The following is a 15,909-nucleotide window of genomic DNA, read 5'->3' on the forward strand; positions in this document are numbered from 1 at the left end:
GATCCGGGTGGCCGTCGGGGTGGCCCCGGAGGGCGCCCGCTGGGCCGCCCCGGTGCTCGGGGTGCTCGCCGTCGCGGCGATCCTGGTCGGCGGGCGACGGCGTCTGGCTGGGCAAGGTGGACGCCGGGCGGCGGCTCGCGGCCGACGACCCGGACGCCGAGCTGATCCGCCGGTCGATCGCGGCCCGTCGGGGCGGCCCGCCGCCGGCCGGACCCGAGGCCCGTGCCTTCCAGCAACGGGTGCTGGACCGGATCGCCGCAGCGCATTGACGTCGGTCGTCGCTCTACTGTAAACAAGGCGTACTGAACAGTCGGGGAGGTCCCCATGCGACGCTCGGTACTCCTGGCCGCGCTCCTGCTCGTCCTCGCCACCACCGGCCCGGCCGTCGCCGCGCCCCGGCCCGCGCCCGCGCCGCTGGCGGCCACCCCCGTCCAGGTCTACGGCGCATGGCACTGCGGCAACGACTTCTGCACCTGGGGCACGGCCCGCACGGTCGCCCAGTTCGACAGCCAGAACCACTGGCTGATCGACCGCGGCGACGGCCGTCCCTCGGTCAACCTCGTGGTGCTGAGCTTCGTCAACCCGCTCGACCTGCTGCGCCAGACCACCGACGCCACCACCCTCGACGGGGTGCCGCGCGGCATGACCAGCGAGATCGTGCAGTACTTCACGGCCCGTGGCGTCCGGGTGATGCTGTCGATCGGCGGCATCACCTACACCGACGACTGGGACACCGCGCTCGCCGAGAACCCCACCCTGCTCGGGCAGCGGGCCGCCGCCGTGGCCACCCGGCTCGGCGTCGGCATCGAGATCGACTACGAGCGGAACACCGGCCCGAACCTGGCCGGCCTCCAGTCGTTCATCGACGCCTACCGGACGGTCCACACCTACGACGCCACCGGCGCGCGCCCGCCGGCCCGGCTCACCATCGACGTGGCCGCCGGCGACCGCTGGCTGATCGACCTCAACCGCAAGGCGACCGCCGACTGGCTGCGCACCGACGCTCCGGTGCTCGACTACGCCAACGCCATGGTCACCGCCCGGCCCGCCTCGGCCGGCACCGCGCAGGCGGACTGGCAGGAGCACGTCGACGGCAAGCCGCAGTACAACCCGCCGGTGCCTCCACTCGCCCCGGCCAAGTTCACCGGCGCGGTCTACCTGGCCTACGGCGGCAAACCGCTGCCCGAGTGCGTCAACTACGCCAACTCGGTGCAGAAGGCCGCCGCCCCGTACGTGCAGAGCGTCGCCCCGCACGGCGCGGGCAGCACGGCCGGCATGCTGGGCTTCATGTTCTGGGCGGCGGAGCGACCGGCCACCCGGGGCATCGGCACCGTGCCGCCCAACACCTGCGAGGGCGGCGCGGGCGCCGGGGCGACGGCGCTCGCCGTGCCGGTACCGATGCCGGCGCTGCGGCAGGGCTGACGGGTGCCGCCTCGGCGGTCCAGGCACGACGGGACCCGCACCCTGGAGCGGGTGCGGGTCCCCTGTGCGATGCCTCAGTAGACGGTCACGCCGTACGCGCTCGCCGCCTCGGTGACGGGCTGGAAGAACGTCGTGCCGCCGGTCCGGCAGTTGCCGCTCCCGCCGGAGGTGATGCCGAGCGCCTTGGTGCCGTCGTAGAGCGGGCCGCCCGAGTCGCCCGGCTCGGCGCACACCGTGGTCTGGATCATGCCGCGGACCGTGCCGCTGCCCTGGTAGCGGACCGTCACGTTCAAGGCGGTCACGGTGCCGCTGTGGGTGCCGGTGGTCGACCCGGTGCGCTTGACCGACTCGCCGACGAACGCGTTCGCGGCGGTGTAGCCGCCGGGGTGGCTCAGCGCGGCGTTGTCGTAGCGGACCAGCGCGTAGTCGTTGCCCGGGAAGCTGGAGCCGGTGGTCGGGCCGATGAGGGTGGTCTGGCTGGAGTTGGTGTACCAGGCGTTGGCCACGTCACCGCAGTGCCCGGCCGTGAGGAAGTAGTAGACGCCGGACTTGACCACGTTGAAGCCGAGCGAGCAGCGGTAGCCGCCGCCGTAGATGGCGTTCCCGGCGGAGAGCAGGGGGCGGAAGGTCCCCTTGGCCCGGTCGACCCGGATCGCGCCGGCCTGGGCTCCGGCGCTCCTCTTGAGCGTGGCGAGCTCGGCCGCCGAAACGCTCTCGTCGGCGGTCACCACCACACGGTGGGACGCGGCGTCCACGTGCCAGGCGATGCCGTCGACCCCGGAGGCGGCGACGGCGGAGTCGACCCGGGACAGCTGGTCGGCGGTGAAGCTCGGCGTGGCGGCCGAGGCGGCGCCCGGAACGGCGAAGGCGCCGGCGGCCACCAGGCCGACGGTCGCGGCGAGCAGGGGGGTGAGTCGGCTTCGGCGGATTCTCACGGTCTTCTCCTCGGACGGTGAAGGCCGCCGGTTGCGTCGGCGTCCATGCCGTGTCGCCGGAGTCGGTTCGGGGCTCGACCTCGACGAACGCTGTAGCGGCGAGTATCCACCTGGGTCGATGCCGGGGGCAAGGGGCCGGCGGCGCGCCGTGCGCTCGTGACTAGGGTGGGCCGCGGGAGGTGCGGCGATCATGGTCGAGCTGAGCGGCGACGCGCGGGACGGACTGGAGGCGGTGGTGCCCGGCGGGGTGGCCACCCGGGCCGCGGACCGGCTCCGGCTGGCCCACGACGCGTCGCACTACCTGCTGCACCCGAGCGCCGTGGTCACCCCGGCCGACGCCGACCAGGTCGCCGCCCTGCTGCGGCACAGCCGCCGCACCGGCGCCCCGCTGACCTTCCGTTCCGGCGGCACCAGCCTCAGCGGCCAGGCGGTCACCGACCGGCTGCTGGTCGACACCCGGCGCCACTTCCGCGACCTCGACGTCCTCGACTCCGGTCACCGGGTGCGGGTGCAGCCCGGGGTGGTGCTGCGGCAGGTCAACGCCCGGCTCGCCCCGTACGGCCGCAAGCTCGGCCCGGACCCGGCCAGCGAGTCCGCCTGCACGGTCGGCGGAGTCGTCGCCAACAACTCCAGCGGAATGACCTGCGGCACCGAGTTCAACACCTACCGGACCCTGGAGTCGCTGCTGCTGGTGCTGCCCAGCGGCACCGTGCTCGACACCGGCGTCCCGGACGCCGACGCCCGGCTGCGCGCCGCCGAGCCCGACCTGCACGCCGGCCTGCTGCGGCTGCGCGACCGGGTCCGCGGCAACCCCGACTCCGTGCGCCGGATCCGCGCCCAGTACGCCATGAAGAACACCATGGGGTACGGCGTGAACGCCTTCCTCGACCACGACACCCCCGCCGACCTGCTCACCCGGCTGGTGGTGGGCAGCGAGGGCACCCTCGCCTTCGTCGCGGCGGCGACCTTCCGCACCGTACCCGTGCACCGGCACGCCGGGACCGGCCTGCTGGTCTTCGACACCCTGGGCGCGGCGATGGCCGCCATGCCGGCGCTGGTGGCCGCCGGGCCGGCGGCGATCGAACTGCTCGACGCGGCCGCCCTGCGGGTCGCCCAGCGGGACCCGCGGGCGGACGCCGCGCTGCGCGGCCTGCCGGTCCGCGAGCACGCGGCGCTGCTCGTCGAGTGGCAGGAGTCCGACCCGGAGGCGCTCGCCGCGCGGGTCGCCGCCGCCCGGCCGGTGCTGGCCGACCTGCCGCTGACCACCCCGGCCCGGCTCAGCGGCGAGGCCGCCGCCCGCGCCGCGCTCTGGCACATCCGCAAGGGCCTGTACGCGGCGGTGGCCGGCGCCCGTCCGTCCGGCACCACCGCGCTGCTGGAGGACATCGCCGTCCCGGTCGAGGCCCTCGCCGACACCTGCGCCGCGCTCGCCGACCTCTTCGACCGGCACCGGTACGAGGAGAGCGTCATCTTCGGCCACGCCAAGGACGGCAACCTGCACTTCATGCTCAACGAGCGGTTCGCGGGCGGCGCCGCCCCGGCCCGCTACGCCGACTTCACCGAGGAGATGGTCGACCTGGTCCTCGGCCACGGCGGCACGCTCAAGGCCGAGCACGGCACCGGCCGGGTGATGGCCCCGTACGTGCGGCGGCAGTTCGGCGACGAGCTGTACGCGGTGATGCGCGAGGTCAAGACGCTCTGTGACCCGGACGGCGTGCTCAACCCGGGCGTGCTGCTCAGCGACGACCCGGAGATCCACATGCGGCACCTGAAGACCGTGCCGACCGTGGAGGAGGAGGTGGACCGCTGCGTCGAGTGCGGCTACTGCGAGCCGGTCTGCCCCAGCCGCGACCTCACCACCACGCCCCGGCAGCGGATCGTGCTGCGCCGGGAGATCGCCGCCGCCCGCGCCGCCGGCGACGCGGCCCTGGCCCGTGAGTTGGAAGCCGCCTACGACTACGACGCGGTGGACACCTGCGCCGTGGACGGCATGTGCGCCACCGCCTGTCCCGTCCTGATCAACACCGGCGACCTGGTGAAGCGGCTGCGTACCGACCGCAACGGCGGGGCCGCGCAGGCCGGCTGGCGGGGCGCCGCGCGTCGCTGGGGCGCCACCACCCGGGGCATGGCCCGCGGCCTCGACCTGGCCGGCGCGCTGCCGCCCGCGTTGCCCGAGGCGGCCACCCGGGCCGCCCGCGCCGTCCTCGGCGCCGACCGGGTCCCGCAGTGGCGGCGCGACCTGCCCCGGGGCGGCCGGCCGCGGCAGCCCCGCCCGGTCGGCGAGCCGGACGCCGTCTTCGTCCCGTCCTGCCTCGGCACCCTGTTCGCGCCGGCCGAGGGCGGCTCGGGCGTGGCCGCCGCCCTGCTCACCCTCGCCGACCGGGCCGGCGTCCACCTGCTCGTGCCCGAGGGAATCGGGAGCATGTGCTGCGGCACGCCCTGGTCCTCCAAGGGCCTCACCGACGGCTACCAGGCGGTGCGCGACCGGGTGCCGCCGGCGCTGCGGGCGGCCAGCCGCGACGGCGCGCTGCCGGTGGTCAGCGACGCCGCCTCCTGCACCGAGGGCTTCGCCAAACTGCTCGCCGAGGCCGGCGACCTGCGGGTGGTCGACGCCGTCGGGTACGCGGCCACCGAGCTGCTGCCCCGGCTCACCGTGCGCCGCCGGCTCGGCTCCCTCGCGCTGCACCCCACCTGCTCCTCCACCCGGCTCGGGCTGGACGGGGCGCTGCTCGCCGTCGCCCGCGCCGTCGCCGACGAGGTGGTGGTGCCCGAGGGCTGGCAGTGCTGCGGGTTCGCCGGCGACCGGGGCCTGCTGCATCCGGAGCTGACCGCCTCCGCCACCCGCGCCGAGGCCGCCGCCGTCGCGGGGCGTTCCTTCGACGGGTACGCCTCGGTGAACCGCACCTGCGAGATCGGCATGGCCCGGGCCACCGGGCAGCCGTACCGCCACCTGCTCGAACTGCTGGCCGACGCGACCGCATGACCGGCGCGGGTAGCATCCCGCGACGTGATGCGCAGTTGGTGGATGGCCGGCCTGATGCTGGTGGTCGGGGTGCTTGCCGCGGTCAGCGCGGGCACCCCGGTGGTGGGCGCCGTCGAGTTCCTGGTCTTCGCGGCGCTCGCGGTGCTCTTCTCGCCGCTGGCGTTCCCGAGGTCGCTGGCCGCCGCCGAGGCGCGGGAGCGCAGCGCGCGGGACGGCCGGCCGGTGGTCTACTGGCGACCGGGCTGCCGCTACTGCCTGCGCCTGCGACTGCGCCTCGGCCGCCGTGCCGGCCGGGCGTACTGGGTGAACATCTGGCGCGACCCCGACGGGGCGGCGGCGGTCCGGGCGGTCACCGGCGGTGACGAGACGGTCCCGACCGTGGTGCTGCGCGACGAGGCCGTGGTGAACCCGGAGCCGGCCTGGCTGCGCGAACGGCTGCCGTCCTGACGGAGCCGGCGGTGGACGGGCAGACTGGTGCGGTGGACGGGATGCGGGAACTGCTCGGGGTGGACCTGCCGGTGGTGGCCGCGCCGATGGCCGGTGGGCCGACCACCACCGGGCTGGCGGCGGCGGTGGGCACGGCCGGAGCGTTCGCGTTCCTGGCCGCCGGCTACAAGACGCCCGAGGCGGTGGCGGCGGAGATCGCCGACCTGCGCGCCGTCGGCCGGCCGTTCGGGGTGAACGTCTTCGTGCCCACGCCGGTGCCGGTGGCGGAGGCGGAGTTCCGCCGCTACGCGACCGGGATCGCCGCCGAGGGCACGCCCTACGGCCTGGACCTGGCAGCCGCCGCCCGCACCGAGGACGACGACCACTGGCCGGCGAAGCTCGACCTGCTGCTCGCCGACCCGGTGCCGGTGGTGAGCTTCACGTTCGGCCTGCCGCCGGAGTCGGTGATCCGGGACCTGCGGCGGGCCGGGACCCGGGTGCTGGTCACGGTGACGGACCCGGCCGAGGCGGCGGCCGCGGCCGACCTCGGCGTGGACGGACTGGTCGCGCAGAGCGGCGCCGCCGGCGGGCACCTGGGCACCTTCACCCCGGACGCCCCGCCTCCGCCCCGCCCGCTGCCCGAAATCGTCGCGCTGGTCGCCGGCCGTGCCGGGTTGCCCGTGCTGGGCGCGGGCGGGATCGGCGGCGCCGACGACGTCCGGGCCGCGCTCGTCGCGGGCGCCGTCGGCGTGCTGGTCGGCACGCTCCTGCTCCGGGCCGACGAAGCCGGCACCGGCCGGACCCACCGGGACGCGCTGGCCGACCCGCGGCGGGACCGGACGGTGGTCACCCGCGCCTTCACCGGCCGCCCGGCGCGCGGGCTGCGCAACGACTTCATCGACCGGCACGAGGCGGCCGCCCCGCTCGGCTACCCCGCGCTGCACCACCTCACGAGGCCGCTACGCGCCGCCGCCGCCCAGGCCGGGGACGCCGAACGCCTGCACCTGTGGGCCGGCACCGGATGGCGCGGCGCCCGTGCCGCCCCGACCGCCGACATCCTCACCGAGCTGACCCGCACCCTCTGACCGGCACGGCCGTCACCCGGCGGCGGCGTCGATCCCCGGCGGGGCGCGGCCGGACCGGTCTACGGTGCGAGAGGGTGCCGTCGACGGGCGGCGGAACGGGGGTGGTCCGATGTCCGCAGCGCCGTCGGCGCGACCGCTGTCCGGGCGGGTCGCCGTGGTCACCGGCGCGGCGCGTGGCATCGGCCGGGCCGCCGCCGTGGCGCTCGCCGAGGCCGGCGCGGACGTGGCCGGGGTCGACGTGGCCGGGCCCGTGAGCCCGATCCTCGACTTCCCGCCGGCGAGCCCCGAGGATCTGGCCGAGACCGGCCGGCGGGTCACCGCAGCCGGGGCGCGCTGGTCCGCGCACCACGCCGACCAGCGCGACATCGCCGCGGTGCGCGCGGTGGCGGCGGCGATCGAGCGGGACCACGGCGGCGTCGACGTGCTCTTCGCCAACGCCGGCATCCAGGCGTTCAAGCCCCTGCTGGAGATGGCCGACCCCGACTGGCACGACCAGATCGACGTCAACCTCACCGGCACCGCGAACGTGCTGCGGGTCTTCGCCCCGCTGCTGGTCCGCCGCGGCGGCGGGCGGATCGTGGTCACCTCCTCCACCCAGGGTCAGCACGGCACGACGAACGGGGCGGCCTACTCGGCGTCGAAGTGGGGTCTGATCGGGCTGGTCAAGTCCGCGGCGCTGGAGCTCGGCGCGCACGGGATCACGGTGAACGCGGTGATTCCCGGCCTGGTCGACACCGCCCTGACCCGGCACCAGGACCGTTACGCGCAGGCCATCGTCGAGGGCGGGAAGACGCCGTCCGGGGACGCCGCCGCCGACGAGCGGAGCGCGATGGAGGCGCTGCGGGCGAAGACCCCGCTGGGGGTGCCGTGGGTCCAGCCGGAGGACGTCGCGCCGCTGGTGGTGTTCCTCGCCTCGGACGCCGCCCGGATGGTCAGCGGCACCTCGTTCGCCGCCACGGCCGGCGACAGCGCCCACGTGACCGCCTGACCCCGTGGTCAGCCGGCGACCGAGGCCAGGTAGCGCTCGGCGGCGTCCGGGGTGAGGAACCAGTCCCGGAAGTCGTTCGGGTCGCTGAAGCCGTTGGCGAACCGGCGGGCCACCACCGGGTTGCCGGCGGCCGCGCCGAGCACCTGCTGCACGTGCGGCGGCAGCGGTTGCAGCATGGCGTTCGTCCAGCCCGTGACGGCCTCGCCGGTCCCGGCCCAGAACCGCTCGAAGGCCCTTGTCATCCAGTCCCGGTCGAACGGCCGGTCGCCGTGCTCCAGGATCGACCCGAGGTACGCCGACGCGCACTTCGCGGCCGTGTTGCTGCCCTGGCCGGTGATCGGGTCGTTGGCCACCACGACGTCGGCCATGCCCAGCACCAGCCCGCCCGAGGGCAGCTCCGCCACCGGGCGGCGCACCGTGGGGGTGTACCGCCCGGACAGGGTGGCCCGCCCGTCGGTCAGCTCCACCTCGGTGCACCGCTCGTAGATCCACGGCGTGTAGCGGCGGACCAGGTCGAGGGTGAGCTTCAGGTGCTCGGCCGGGTCGCGCCGCTCGGTCCACAGGTCCAGCGGCCCACCGGGCACCGCCTCCCAGAACAGGATCTCGCAGGGGCCGGAGTGGGTCAGCGCCGGAATGACGAACAGCTCGCCCAGCCCCGGCACCGCGTTGAAGCTGACGTGCGGCACCGGCAGCAGCGGGTCCGGGGTCATCCCGTGCACGTACGCCACGGCCAGCCCGCGCTGCGGCGCGTCGTACACCGAGCGGGCCGGGTCGCGGTCGAAGACGCCGACGAGGTCGCCCTTGCCGGCGGCCACCACGGTCAGGTCGTAGCGGCCGAGCCGGGCCAGGCCGTCCAGGTCGCTGGTGGTCACCGTCTGGTAGAGCACCGTCCCGCCGCGCTGCTCGAACAGCTCCAGCCAGTCGGCCATCTTGATCCGCTGGTCGGTGCTCTGCGCCGGCTCGTCCAGCGGGCACGGGATGCGCAGCGCCCGCTCGCCGGGCGGCGCGGAGAGCGAGACGTGCAGCCCCTCGATCCGGGGCGCCCGGTCCTGCCACAGGTTCAGCCCGTACCGGCGTTCGGTGGCGAGCGCGGTGGCGAACATCGCCTGGGTGCTCATCACCCAGCCCCGGCGGATCTCGTCGGGCGTCCGGGCGGACATCACGGTGACGTCGTACCCCTCGGCCTGCAGGCTCAGGGCGAGCTGGAGCCCGGACTGTCCGGCCCCGACGATCAGAATTCTGCGCATGGTTCCTCCAGGGTTGAGCTACCGGGCCGCGAGCGCGCCCGCGGTGGGCCGGGGGGTCCGGGACAGCGCGTGTTCCACGACCGTCAGCAGCGCCCGCGCCACCGACGACGGGTCGCGGGCGTCGCAGGCGGTCAGGGGTACGCGGTCCGGGAGCGCGAGCGCCGCGCGGACGTCGTCGAGCGGGTGGTGCAGCACCCCGTCGAAGAGGTTGACGCAGACCACGAAGGGCACGTCGCTGTCCTGCTCGAAGTAGTTGACGGCGGGGAACGAGGCGGCGAGGTCGCGGGTGTCGGCGAGCACCAGCGCGCCGACAGCGCCCCGACACAGGTCGTCCCACATCGGCCAGAACCGGGGCTGGCCCGGTGTGCCGAACAGGTAGAGCACCAGGTCGGGGCCGATGGTGAGCCGGCCGAAGTCCATCGCCACGGTGGTGGTCGTCTTGTCGATGCCGGGGTCGAGCCGGTCGACGGTCTCGCTGGCGGCCGTCATCCACGCCTCGGTGTTGATCGGCGGGATCTCCGAGATGGACCGGACGCAGGTGGTCTTGCCGACCCCGAAGCCGCCGGCGATGACGATCTTCGCCGAGGTCAGCAGCGGGCTGTCAGGCAAGTTTGCGGAGGCCATCGCGCAGTCTCTCCAGGAGGCGGAAGTCGACGTTGTCGTGGTCGGTGTGGACCAGCAGCCGGTCGGTGGCGGCCAGGTCGTCGACGACGACCCGGGTCACGCCGAGCGAGATCCCGCACACCGCGGAGAGTTCGGCCACCGAGCGCGCCGCCCGGCGGGCCTGCTCGTAGAGCGTGCGGGCCTCGGGCAGCAGGCCGGCGGCGAACACGGCGTCGTAGTAGGGGACCGACACCAGCGTGTGCACCAGCAACGGCTGCCGGGTGCGGGTGCGGCCGGCGGTCAGCACGTACGGCCGGACCTTCCAGTACCTGAGGGGCATGATCATCGTCCTCCGGCCGGTCAGCGGGCCTGCGCGGCGGTCATCCGGTGCAGCTCGTGCCGGACGGCCGGCGTGAGGGCGTGCCACACGGCGCCGACGAACTGCGTCATCCGGTACGAGACGACCCGCAGGTCGCAGCCGGGTGCGGCGGCCACCGCCAGGCCCGCGGACTCGCCCACCCGCATGAACAGCAGGTGCCCGCGGGGCAGCCGGACGGTCAGGTACTCGGCGGAGCCCAGCTCCAGCAGGGCGGCGCTGCGGTCGGCCATGCTGAGCAGGCCGGCAGTCAGCGCGGCGAGCTGGTCGCCCAGGTCGCGTCCGACGCCCTGCGACGCGGCCAGTTGCAGGCCGTCCAGCGACACCAGCATCGCGTGGTTGACCCCGGGCACGTCCTCGACGAACTGCCGGATCAGCCAGGCGCAGTCGGGCAGCCCGTTGCTGGTGCCTCTTCCCGGGTACGCGTGGGTCATCGCTGCCGTCCTTCGTGGTCGGTGGGGGTGCGGGCGTCGCTGACGCCGGCCGCGAAGGCGGCCGTCTCGTCCGGCCACGCCTCGGGCGGGGAGCCGGCGCCGGGGTCGGCGGAGGGTCGGGGCGCCGGGACCCGGTCGCGGACGCTCTCGGGCACCCGTCGGGGCAGCCCGGTGGTGGCCGGCGGGTCGCCGGCCGGCGCGTCGAGGGTGGCCAGCCGGACGGTCGGCGTGTCGGTGCGGTCGCGGGGCGCGGCCATCGGCGTGCTCCAGGGGTCGGTCCCGTGTCGGGCGGGCGGCCAGGCCGGCGGCGGCGCGGGCGCGGCGGGGGCCGGGCCCGGGGCGGGGATCTCGCAGAGCAGCGCGGCGGGGACGGCCACGGTCGCGGTGGTCCCGCCGGCGGACCGGGTGGTGAGGGCGACCCGGAGCTGGTGGGCGACGGCCAGGTGGGCCACCACGGCGAGCCCGAGGTGGGCCGCGGGGTCGAGGGTGACCGGGGTGGCCGGCCGGCCGCTGAGCAGGGCGTTGAGCTGGGTCAGATGGTCGGGGTGCAGGCCCACCCCGGCGTCCTCGATCCGCAGCAGGACGCCGCCGTCCTCGGTGACGAACGCCGACACGATCACCGGGGCGGTGGGCGGGGAGAACCGGGTGGCGTTGTCCAGCAGTTCGGTGAGCACCCGGATCACGTCGTCAGCGGCGAACTCGACCACCGCCAGCTCGACCACGTGGCCCACCCGGATGCGCGGGTAGTGCTCGACCGCGGAGGCGGCGGCCCGGACCACGTCGACCAGCGGGACCGTCTGCGGGTCGGCGTCCTCGACCCGGCGGCCCAGCAGCACCTGGAGGTTCTCCGCGTGCCGCCGGATCCGGGTGTTCGCGTGGTCGATGCGGTAGAGCCGCTCCAGGCGTTCCGGGTCCTGCTCGTCGGCCTCGACGGCCTCCAGGTGGGCGCCCATCTGGTACGCCGAGGCGAGGATCCGCAGGGCGAACTGCTCGCAGATGGCGGGCCACGGGCCGGGCCCGCGTTCCTCCGGGGCCGGCGGTGCGGGGGTCTCCGGCGGCGCGACATCCCACCGGGCGACCGTCGGATCCAACCAGCGTGCCGCCCGCTGCCGCCAGGTGGTCCGCCGGGTCATGTCGGTGCTTCTCACGAAAAAACCGGCCTGTCCGTGTTCTTCGGCTCTGGCATGGTGCAGCAGTCAACCATCGGGTGTGCGCCGATTGCAACGGTGCGGGCCAACTTGGGGAGGTTTTCACATCCCGGTCGCCGCGCTGTCACAGTTGGTTGATCGGTCCCGGGCCGCGAAACGCAACAGCCGGACGGTGGGTTTCTTCCGGCGGGTCGGCCCTCAGTGGACCGATGCCCGGTGCGTTCCGCCCTACCGGCATCCGGCATGATCATGGAAACGGCGGCGACCGGGAGGGGACGGGCGGATGACGGTGGAGGTGCCGCGCGGCGGCCGGGTGCTCTTCGTCGGCGACAGCATCACCGACGCCGGCCGGGACCGGTCCTGTGGCGACGACCTGGGCACCGGCTACGCCATGATGGCCTCCGCCTGGTTCACCGCCCGCCACCCCGACCACCGGGCCACCTTCCTCAACCGGGGCGTCAGCGGCGACCGGGTGTGTGACCTGCGGGACCGCTGGGAGACCGACTGCCTGGCCCTCGCCCCGCAGGTGGTGTCGGTGCTCATCGGCATCAACGACACCTGGCGGCGCTACACCCGCGACGACCCGACCAGCGCCGCCGACTTCGCCCGTGACTACCGGCACCTGCTCGAGGCCACCCGGCCGCTGGGCGCCCGGCTGGTGCTCGTCGAGCCCTTCGTCGTGCCGCTGGATGACGCGCAGCACGCGTGGCGGGAGGACCTCGACCCGAAGGTCGAGGTGGTTCGCAAGCTCGCCGCCGAGTTCGACGCGACCCTGGTGGCGGTGGACGAGCTCTTCCAGGCCGCCGGCGTGGACGGTCGGGTGTGGACCCGCGACGGGGTGCACCCCACCCCGTTCGGCCACGCGCTGATCGCCCAGGCCTGGCTGCGTGCCGTCAGCCCGCCGGCCTGAGCCTGCCATCGACGCCGATCATGGTCAGGCTCGGCGGATGCACCGGTCCCGGCTGCACGCCCTGATCCTCGACGCGCCCCGGGAGGCCGCCGCGCCGGCTGGTCACCGCGGTGCGGTCGGTGGACGACGACGCGCTGGGACTGAGCCGGCGCCCCGACCGTCGGTCGGTCGGGGCGCCGCCGGGTGCCGTCAGGCGGTGTACGGCAGGGTGAGCGTCGACCGGTTGCCGGTACCGAGGGTGGTGGGGCCGCCGCCGATGGCGTTCCACACCTCCACCTTCACCGTCCCGCCCGCGAGGTTCCCGAGCGTGCCGGCGCCCGAGCGCAGGCCGGTGGCCTCGGTGTAGTGCTCCCAGCCGGTGAGCGGGTCGGTGGCGAAGTACCGGTACGTCTCCACCCGCTCGACGCTGCCGTCGCCGGTCAGGTCGTAGGAGACCCGGACCTGGGTGCCGTTCCCGACGATGGCGCCGGCGTCGAGGAACAGGTCGAAGCGGGTCTGTCCGCCAGTGTACGCGCCGGTCAACCCGGTGGCGGTGAACACCTGCGGGTTGCTCGGCGTGCCGTCGTGGTTGCCGTTGGCCGCCGCCACCGCGACGGTGCCGGCCGGGCCGGCCGTGCCGCCCAGCGTTCCGCCGGCGCCCAGGTACCGGGTCGCGCTCAGCGCAGGGGGAGTGGTGGTCGGGCTCGGGCTGGGGCCGGTCGGCGAGGGGCTGGCGCTGGTCGGGGTGGGCGACGCCGAGGTCGGTGGTGGCCCGGTCGGGACGGCCACGCCGCCGGTCGCGGCGCCACCGCTCCAGGTGTACGCGCCGGAGGTGGCGGTCTTCCCGGCCGGCACGGCCAGCGTGGCGCCGTCGGAGAAGGTCACGGTCAGCGGCTGGGCGGTGATGTTCGAGGCCACGTAGGTGCGGGCCGTGCCCTTGCGGAACACCTTGGCGAGCGGGTGGTTGGCGGTGACCGAGGTGTCCACCGTGCCCAGCGCGGCCAGGTTGCGGATCCAGTGGAAGGTGTGCCCCCGGCTCTCGCCCTCCTCGCTGGTGAAGCCGCCGTTCGCCCGCAGGTTGGCCAGCGCCTGGTCGCCGTCGCCGAGGGCCAGGAACTCCCAGAGGATGTCCTGCCACACCGTGGGCGGGCCGCCGTTGTTGGTGACCAGCTCGGCGTAGTTGGCCCGCACGTACGCCGGATCGTCGCCGAGGTAGAGGTGGCCGCCGGTGACGGGCAGCATGTTGATGCCCTGGATCATCTCCGGGTCGGCGGAGAACCAGGTGGAGTACGACCCGCCGTCGCCCCACACCATGCCGACGGTCCGGTGGGCGAAGCCGGCCGGGAAGTTCGCGTCGTGCACGTCGAACCAGTATTCGGCGATGGCCGCGGCCTGGGTGGTCCAGATGAAGACCCCGGCGTCACGGACCGCGGTGTCGCCGGTCGCCTGCCCCCACTGGATCAGGGCGTTGGCGAAGTTCATCCCCTCCGACGAGGACTCCTGGTTGTTGCCGGCGGCGAACGGGGCGAGGCCGGAGGCCCAGTCGTGGCCGGCGTAGATGTCGAAGTCGCGCAGGTAGGGGAAGCGGCTGTCGGCCCGGTCGTAGTTGTTGGCGTCGCGGATGAGCAGGTCCACCATGCCGCCGTAGCGGGCGTCGTCGGCCCAGGCCGGGTCGAACTTGGCGACGGTGGCGGCGGCGGCCACGAAGTAGCCGTAGTGGAAGTGGTGGTCGTTGAGGTCCTCGGCGGAGCCGTACGAGGCGGGGTAGCCGATCAGCGTGCCCCAGTTGCGGTCGTAGTGGAACAGCTGGCCGGTCTCGCCGGCGCCGGCGGTGAGCCAGTTGGTCAGCCGCGCCTTCATGGCGGCGACCGCCGCGTCGCGGACCGTGGTGAGGCCGAGCTGGTCGGCGATCTCGGCGATCCGGGCGGCCCGCCCGAGGCCCTTGCCGGCCCAGTAGGTGTCCGGGCCGCTGACCCCCTCCGGGCTGGCCAGCTCGGCATTGAGGTAGCCGGTGACGGTGCTCAGGTCGGCCCCGGTCGCGTCGCCCACCGCCGGCACCTCCGGCAGCACGCCGGTGAACCTCATGCTGGTGGTGAACGACGAGACACCGGTGAGGACCCGCATCGCGCCCCGTGCCGAGACGTAGCTCGGGGTGATCGGGTTCGCGCCGGTCAGGCTGCGCCACTGGTGCGGATAGAGGGCCACCACCGACCTGGTCTCGGTGCCCTCGCGCGGCGTGGTGGTGACGGCGTACGTGGTACGCACCGTGCCGGTCGCCGGGTCGTAGGCGTAGCTCATCCGGGTGCCGGTGACGTGCGCGTGGGCGTACCGGCCGTACTCGGTGGCGAGGGCGGCCCGGTCGGTGCCGCCGGGCAGCACGGCCACCGAGAAGTAGCCCCTGCCGGCCAGCGTGGAGCTGATCCCCGCGCCGCTGACGCTCCAGGTCGCCCCGGTCGGCGCGTACGCGACGTAGTCGTGGCCGCGGACCGTGAAGCCGATGGTCGAGCCGGAGTTGGTCCACACGGTCGGCGTGGCAGCGGCGGTGAGCTGTGCGGCCCCGCCACTGACCGTGTAGTAGCTGAACGGCAGGCCGTGCCCGATGGTGGCGCGCATGGTGCGCGTCCCGTCGCTCCAGTCGGCGGTGACCGTCCAGTCCGTCCAGTCGGCGGCCTTCACCACCGGCGCGGCGAGCCCGGCCACCCCGACCCGGACGTCCTCGGTGTACGGGAAGTGGTACTCGCCGACCCCGGTGGCCGTGCCGCTGATCGCCGGCGTGGTGGTGTACGACAGGCCGAGCCCGTTGGTCTCCGCGTGGTACGCCAGCGGGTGGGCCTGCAGGTTCTCGCTGGTGGCGCAGTTGTTGCGCTTCCAGATCAGCGACGACCACCAGTCGTTGGTGGGGATCGCGCCCTTCGGGGCGTCGGCGGTCGCGAAGAGCCGGGGGTTGGTGCTGATGTCGCCGCAGCCCCTGGGCAGCGCGGCGCCGGGCGGCAGCGTCTCGGTCCAGCCGCCCGCGCCGACCGTGCCGGCGGTGGCGGCGCCGCCGCCGGCCACCACGACGGCGAGCACGCCGGTCGCGAGGACGGACGCGGCGGCGAGGGCGAGCGCGCGCCGGCCGGCCCGGGGCGGGACGGGGCTTCTCGCCGGTCGACGGTCGCCGGGCGGGAGGCCCCGGAGGGGGAGTGTCATGGCGGTGGTTCCCTTCACGAGGAGGGAGCGGGGTGGGTTGCGGCGAGTCGAGAGAGCGCTCTCTTGAGAAGCGAGGTTAGGTTCGGGTTACGTGCTCGTCAATGTCTGATGACGAAAGAGAGCGCTCTCGCGGTGCCTCCAGCGAGGGCCCGCCCGCCGGCCGCTGGCGGGCTGACCAGCGCGA

General features: G+C 74.9%; 14 protein-coding genes. 7 read left to right on the plus strand and 7 right to left on the minus strand.

Annotated features, from left to right (window positions below; genetic code table 11):
• Window positions 1-116: 116 nt before the first annotated feature.
• Window positions 117-269 carry a hypothetical protein gene (locus ABZV78_RS18825; protein WP_355640151.1) on the plus strand — a complete coding sequence of 51 codons (153 nt, stop codon included), beginning with the start codon at window positions 117-119 and terminating at the stop codon, window positions 267-269.
• Window positions 270-324: 55 nt separating this feature from the next.
• Window positions 325-1,422: a hypothetical protein gene (locus tag ABZV78_RS18830; RefSeq protein ID WP_355640152.1), complete on the plus strand. Its 1,098-nt coding sequence runs from the start codon at window positions 325-327 to the stop codon at window positions 1,420-1,422.
• Window positions 1,423-1,496: 74 nt separating this feature from the next.
• Here ABZV78_RS18830 and ABZV78_RS18835 read toward each other — a convergent pair whose 3' ends face one another.
• Complete coding sequence (locus tag ABZV78_RS18835) at window positions 1,497-2,357, minus strand: S1 family peptidase (RefSeq protein ID WP_355640154.1); 861 nt, start codon at window positions 2,355-2,357, stop codon at window positions 1,497-1,499.
• Between the two features lie 190 nt (window positions 2,358-2,547).
• Here ABZV78_RS18835 and ABZV78_RS18840 point away from each other — a divergent pair, with 190 nt between their 5' ends.
• From ABZV78_RS18840 to ABZV78_RS18855, 4 genes are all read left to right on the plus strand, one after another.
• Window positions 2,548-5,340, plus strand: coding sequence for an FAD-binding and (Fe-S)-binding domain-containing protein (locus ABZV78_RS18840; protein ID WP_355640156.1), 2,793 nt, complete (start codon window positions 2,548-2,550; stop codon window positions 5,338-5,340).
• Window positions 5,341-5,367: 27 nt separating this feature from the next.
• Entirely contained in the window at window positions 5,368-5,787 is a 420-nt protein-coding gene (locus tag ABZV78_RS18845; RefSeq protein ID WP_355640211.1) for a glutaredoxin domain-containing protein, read from the plus strand.
• A gap of 11 nt (window positions 5,788-5,798) precedes the next feature.
• Window positions 5,799-6,851 carry a nitronate monooxygenase gene (locus ABZV78_RS18850; protein WP_355640158.1) on the plus strand — a complete coding sequence of 351 codons (1,053 nt, stop codon included), beginning with the start codon at window positions 5,799-5,801 and terminating at the stop codon, window positions 6,849-6,851.
• 109 nt (window positions 6,852-6,960) lie between these two features.
• The gene (locus ABZV78_RS18855) at window positions 6,961-7,839 is read left to right on the plus strand and encodes an SDR family NAD(P)-dependent oxidoreductase (protein ID WP_355640159.1); all 879 of its coding nucleotides are present in this window, start codon (window positions 6,961-6,963) and stop codon (window positions 7,837-7,839) included.
• Window positions 7,840-7,847: 8 nt separating this feature from the next.
• Here the strand turns inward: ABZV78_RS18855 and ABZV78_RS18860 are convergent, their stop codons facing one another.
• Genes ABZV78_RS18860 through ABZV78_RS18880 form a run of 5 tightly spaced genes read right to left on the minus strand, consistent with a single transcriptional unit; the run spans window position 7,848 to window position 11,632 of the window.
• Window positions 7,848-9,086, minus strand: a complete 1,239-nt coding sequence (locus tag ABZV78_RS18860; RefSeq protein WP_355640161.1) for a styrene monooxygenase/indole monooxygenase family protein — start codon at window positions 9,084-9,086, stop codon at window positions 7,848-7,850.
• A gap of 18 nt (window positions 9,087-9,104) precedes the next feature.
• Window positions 9,105-9,710 carry an ATP/GTP-binding protein gene (locus ABZV78_RS18865; RefSeq protein WP_355640163.1) on the minus strand — a complete coding sequence of 202 codons (606 nt, stop codon included), beginning with the start codon at window positions 9,708-9,710 and terminating at the stop codon, window positions 9,105-9,107.
• Window positions 9,688-10,029 (minus strand): DUF742 domain-containing protein, encoded by a 342-nt coding sequence (locus ABZV78_RS18870; RefSeq protein WP_355640164.1) that lies wholly within the window; start codon window positions 10,027-10,029, stop codon window positions 9,688-9,690. The genes ABZV78_RS18865 and ABZV78_RS18870 overlap by 23 nt, the downstream gene beginning before the upstream one ends.
• Before the next feature lie 20 nt (window positions 10,030-10,049).
• The gene (locus ABZV78_RS18875) at window positions 10,050-10,499 is read right to left on the minus strand and encodes a roadblock/LC7 domain-containing protein (protein ID WP_355640166.1); all 450 of its coding nucleotides are present in this window, start codon (window positions 10,497-10,499) and stop codon (window positions 10,050-10,052) included.
• Window positions 10,496-11,632: an ATP-binding protein gene (locus ABZV78_RS18880; RefSeq protein ID WP_355640168.1), complete on the minus strand. Its 1,137-nt coding sequence runs from the start codon at window positions 11,630-11,632 to the stop codon at window positions 10,496-10,498. The genes ABZV78_RS18875 and ABZV78_RS18880 overlap by 4 nt, the downstream gene beginning before the upstream one ends.
• A gap of 298 nt (window positions 11,633-11,930) precedes the next feature.
• Here ABZV78_RS18880 and ABZV78_RS18885 point away from each other — a divergent pair, with 298 nt between their 5' ends.
• Entirely contained in the window at window positions 11,931-12,557 is a 627-nt protein-coding gene (locus ABZV78_RS18885; RefSeq protein ID WP_355640170.1) for an SGNH/GDSL hydrolase family protein, read from the plus strand.
• Window positions 12,558-12,746: 189 nt separating this feature from the next.
• Here ABZV78_RS18885 and ABZV78_RS18890 read toward each other — a convergent pair whose 3' ends face one another.
• Complete coding sequence (locus ABZV78_RS18890) at window positions 12,747-15,725, minus strand: glycosyl hydrolase (RefSeq protein WP_355640172.1); 2,979 nt, start codon at window positions 15,723-15,725, stop codon at window positions 12,747-12,749.
• Window positions 15,726-15,909 lie beyond the last annotated feature (184 nt).

Origin of the sequence: Micromonospora sp. NPDC004540, from assembly GCF_040610095.1 — a bacterium.
Classification (GTDB): domain Bacteria; phylum Actinomycetota; class Actinomycetes; order Mycobacteriales; family Micromonosporaceae; genus Micromonospora.